At 67.5% G+C, this 3,576-nt stretch carries 4 protein-coding genes; 2 read left to right on the top strand and 2 right to left on the bottom strand.

Features of this window, described 5'->3' with window-relative positions; all coding sequences use genetic code 11:
- The coding region (locus AC1DYI_RS29685; RefSeq protein WP_477207714.1) for a hypothetical protein at positions 1-430 on the bottom strand (430 nt) is incomplete at its 3' end.
- A gap of 200 nt (positions 431-630) precedes the next feature.
- Between AC1DYI_RS29685 and AC1DYI_RS29680 the strand changes: the two genes are divergently transcribed.
- On the top strand, positions 631-2,280 hold the full coding sequence (locus tag AC1DYI_RS29680) for a tannase/feruloyl esterase family alpha/beta hydrolase (RefSeq protein ID WP_477207713.1): 1,650 nt from the start codon (positions 631-633) through the stop codon (positions 2,278-2,280).
- 143 nt (positions 2,281-2,423) lie between these two features.
- Here AC1DYI_RS29680 and bla read toward each other — a convergent pair whose 3' ends face one another.
- On the bottom strand, positions 2,424-3,401 hold the full coding sequence (gene bla, locus AC1DYI_RS29675; RefSeq protein ID WP_477207712.1) for a class A beta-lactamase: 978 nt from the start codon (positions 3,399-3,401) through the stop codon (positions 2,424-2,426).
- 36 nt (positions 3,402-3,437) lie between these two features.
- On the opposite strand from bla, the gene AC1DYI_RS29670 reads away from it, so the two are divergent.
- Positions 3,438-3,576, top strand: a 139-nt coding sequence (locus AC1DYI_RS29670; protein WP_477207715.1) for a LysR family transcriptional regulator, incomplete at its 3' end; no start/stop codon positions are given.

Here is a 3,576-nt window from a genome sequence, read left to right as displayed (position 1 = left end):
CCACATCGGCCTGCAGAGCGTCGAAGATCAGTTCAGCAACCGGCAAGCGGGAAGGCGCGTCGTGCCCGACCGCGGGCAGTGGACGGTCGTGGCCGAGGACTGCCGCCACATGCTCTGGCTCGATGAAGAGAAATTGCGAGCGGCCACCCGCTCGCCAGTGAAAGCGCTGCTCGTCACCGGAGCGCCACACCGAAAGGCCGGCCGGCATGTCTTGCCACTCGCGCCGCCCGAGCCCACGACGTGCTTCCCGGTGCAGCCCGCGCTGGAGGCAATAGCGCTCGTGCCCGTGGTCGACGATGCCTTCGTCCGCGCCGTTGATATCGGTGAAGTAGGCACCTTGCCAACCCACGCRTGCACTGTCGAGCAGAAAGCTCGGCATGACGGATACGTTGTACAGGCCCTCGGGCCCGGGAAGCGGAGCGATGGACATGACGTCGCCTGAGGCGCGTCCATGCTAGGTCGTTCGGCGGGCCGTCGCATTGGTGGAAGTCCTCGCGGCGACACCCCTCCTGTCACGTCCCGATTCGGCAAACGGGTCCGGTTTCGCCAAGACCGATCGGCGAGCCCAACGATAGATTGCCGCCGAACGGCACGACGAACCAACCGTACGTACACACACAGGAGACACGCATGAACAAGCGCACGAGCCTCTCGCTCGCCATGGCAACCGGCCTGCTCGCTGCCTGTGGCGGCAGCGATTCGATGGCCACCCTCGCTTGCACGGACATCACCACGGCCGAGCTCAACATCCCGAACCTGCAGGTCGCGAGCGCGGTCGAGGTCGCCGCCTCGGGCGTCCTGCCGGCCCACTGCGCAGTGACCGGCGCGCTGAACGCGCGCACCGGCATCGACGGCAAGCCGTACGCGATCGGCTTCGAGCTGCGAACGCCGCTGGCGGCGGCCTGGAACGGCAAGTTCTTCTTCCAGGGCGGCGGCGGCACCAACGGCGTCATCGTGCCAGCCACCGGCAACCTGCTCAACGCACCCACCGGCACAGCCCTGGAGCGGGGCTACGCCGTCGCCAGCACCGATGGCGGCCACAACACCGGCCAGTCGGACGTGTCGTTCGGGATCGATCCGCAGGCGCGCAGCGACTACGGCTACAACGCCGTCGGCCAGGTGACCCTGGTGGCCAAGAAGATCGTGCAGGCGCGCTACGGTCAGCCGCCTGCGCGCTCGTACCTGCTCGGCTGCTCGAATGGCGGGCGTGACGCGATGGTGGCGAGCTCGCGTTTCGCCGACCAGTTCGACGGCTACGTCGCCGCGAACCCGGGCTTCAACCTGCCGAAAGCGGCCATCGCGGAGCAATGGGACACCCAGCAGTTCATGTCCGCCGCGACGCCCGGCCAGTTGCCCAAGGATGCCTTCCCCGCCTCGGCCATGAACCTCGTCGCGCAGAAGATCCTCGCCAAGTGCGATGCGCTTGACGGCGTGGCCGACGGCATGGTCAACGACCGGGTGGCCTGCCAGGCGGCGTTCAGCATCGCGAACGACGTGCCCACCTGCACCGGCGCGCCCGATGCGAGCTGCCTGACCGCGACGCAGAAAAACGCATTGCAGAACGTCTTCGGCGGCGCGCGCGACAGCGCGAACCGCAGCCTGTACGCGAGCTGGCCCATGGATCCGGGGGTGTCGGGCCAGAACTGGCGCTTCTGGAAGCTCGACGCCGGCTTCGCGCCGTTGCCGTTCAACACCCTGATCGGCGCTGGCGCGATGGGCTACGTCTTCTCGACGCCGCCCGATGCACCAAGCCTCGCGGACGGCGGCATCGGCTACCAGCTCGGCTTCAGCATGGACACCGCGGCGGCGAAGATCTCCGCCAAGACGGGGACCTACAAGGAATCGGCGCTCGAGTTCATGACGCCCCCCAACCCGACCCAGCTGGGCACGCTGAAGACGCATGGCAAGCTGATCGTGGTCCACGGCACGGCCGACCCGGTGTTCTCGCCCAACGACACCATGGCCTGGTACGACGCACTGAAGGCCGCGGATGCCGGCGCGCCGAACTACGCGCGCCTGTTCCTCGTGCCCGGCATGAACCACTGCGCAGGCGGCCCCGCGACGGATCGATTCGACATGCTGACGGCGCTGGAGAACTGGGTCGAGAAGGGCACGGCGCCCGATGCCGTGCGTGCCACCGTCAACGCGGCCGACCCGGATGTCATCGCAGCCGGCTGGCCGGCCACGCGCAGTCGGCCACTGTGCGCCTACCCGAAGCAGGCCATGCTGAAGAACGGCGCCACTGACACCGAGGAAGCGGCCAGCTTCGAGTGCCGCTAGGACCCCGTATCTCGTGGCCCGCGCTGACCGCGCGTCCTGCCTGCGGCGAGAAGTCGTGCCTCGGACTCCCGACCGCCCCCCGGGAAAGCATTGCGCTGCCGCGCGACGCAGGCCGAGGGCAGGGCGGAGCTGAAGCTCGACGTCTAGGCAAGCAGTTTGGGCAGCATGCGCGCGACGTCTGCCAGGCATTGCTCGCGCACCTTGGGATCTGCCTGGCTGCGGCCGATGTACGTCGTGACGACGACAGGTGCGCGGCCGCCAGCGGGCCATATCACGCCGATGTCGTTGGTGCAGTGATCGCTGGTGCCGGTCTTGTCGCCGAGCGTCCAGCCGGCCGGCAAGCCGGCCCTCAGGCGATGGGCGCCAGTGGTAGTGGCGCGCATCCAGGCCACAAGCTGCGCACGCTGTGCAGGCGGCAGCGCGTTGCCCAGTGTCACGGCCTGCAGCGTGCCGGCGGCTGCGCGGGGCGTGGTGGTGTCATACAGGCCCGTGGCGTCGAATTCGTTCAGCGCGGGTTCGGTGCGGTCGGAGCGACTCACCTCGTCGCCCAGCTTGCGCATCCATGCCGTCAGCGATGGCGGGCCACCATAGCTGGCCAAGATCAGATTCGCGGCGGTGTTGTCGCTGTGGGTCATGGTGGYCTGGCAAAGCTCGCCCAACGTCATGCTGCCGCGGCTGACCGCCTTTTCGGTCACGGGGGAATAGCCGGCGAGATCGGCCTTGCCGAACGCGATGGACCGGTCCAGCCTCTCCTCGCCGCGGGCGACACGGTCAAGCACACGGGCAGTGGCCATCAGCTTGAAAGTGCTGCACATCAAGAAGCGCTCGTCTGCCCGGTAGTGCCACTGGCGCGGGCTGCCTGTGTCCTGGATGAACACGCCCAAGAGCCCGCCGCTGGCCTTTTCGATGGCCTGGAAGCGCGCATCGGCCCAGTCCTTGAGGGATGAGACTGAAGTTTTCGAGGAAGCCAGCAGCGGTGCGGCAGCCAGGCTCAGCGCGCCAAGAGATTGCAGATATTGGCGACGTTTCATCGGTGAGGTCATGTGTGGTTGGTGACGATGGGCGGCACGATAAGGGGCGTCGGCCGCGCTCACAATCGCAAGATTTGCAGCGCTGCCCATAGAAAATCTTGGGTCTCATGCCTCCCGGTGCCCACCATGGACCTGCCACTCAATGCCTTGCGTGCCTTCGAGGTCGCTGCCCGCCATCTGAGCTTCACGCGAGCCGCTGGCGAGTTGAACCTCACGCCCACCGCGGTGAGCCAGCACGTGAAGAACCTTGAGTCTCGCTTCGGAG

This window comes from Ideonella sp. P3_A4 (genome assembly GCF_056403075.1).
This window is presented reverse-complemented; position numbering and strand designations above follow the sequence as displayed.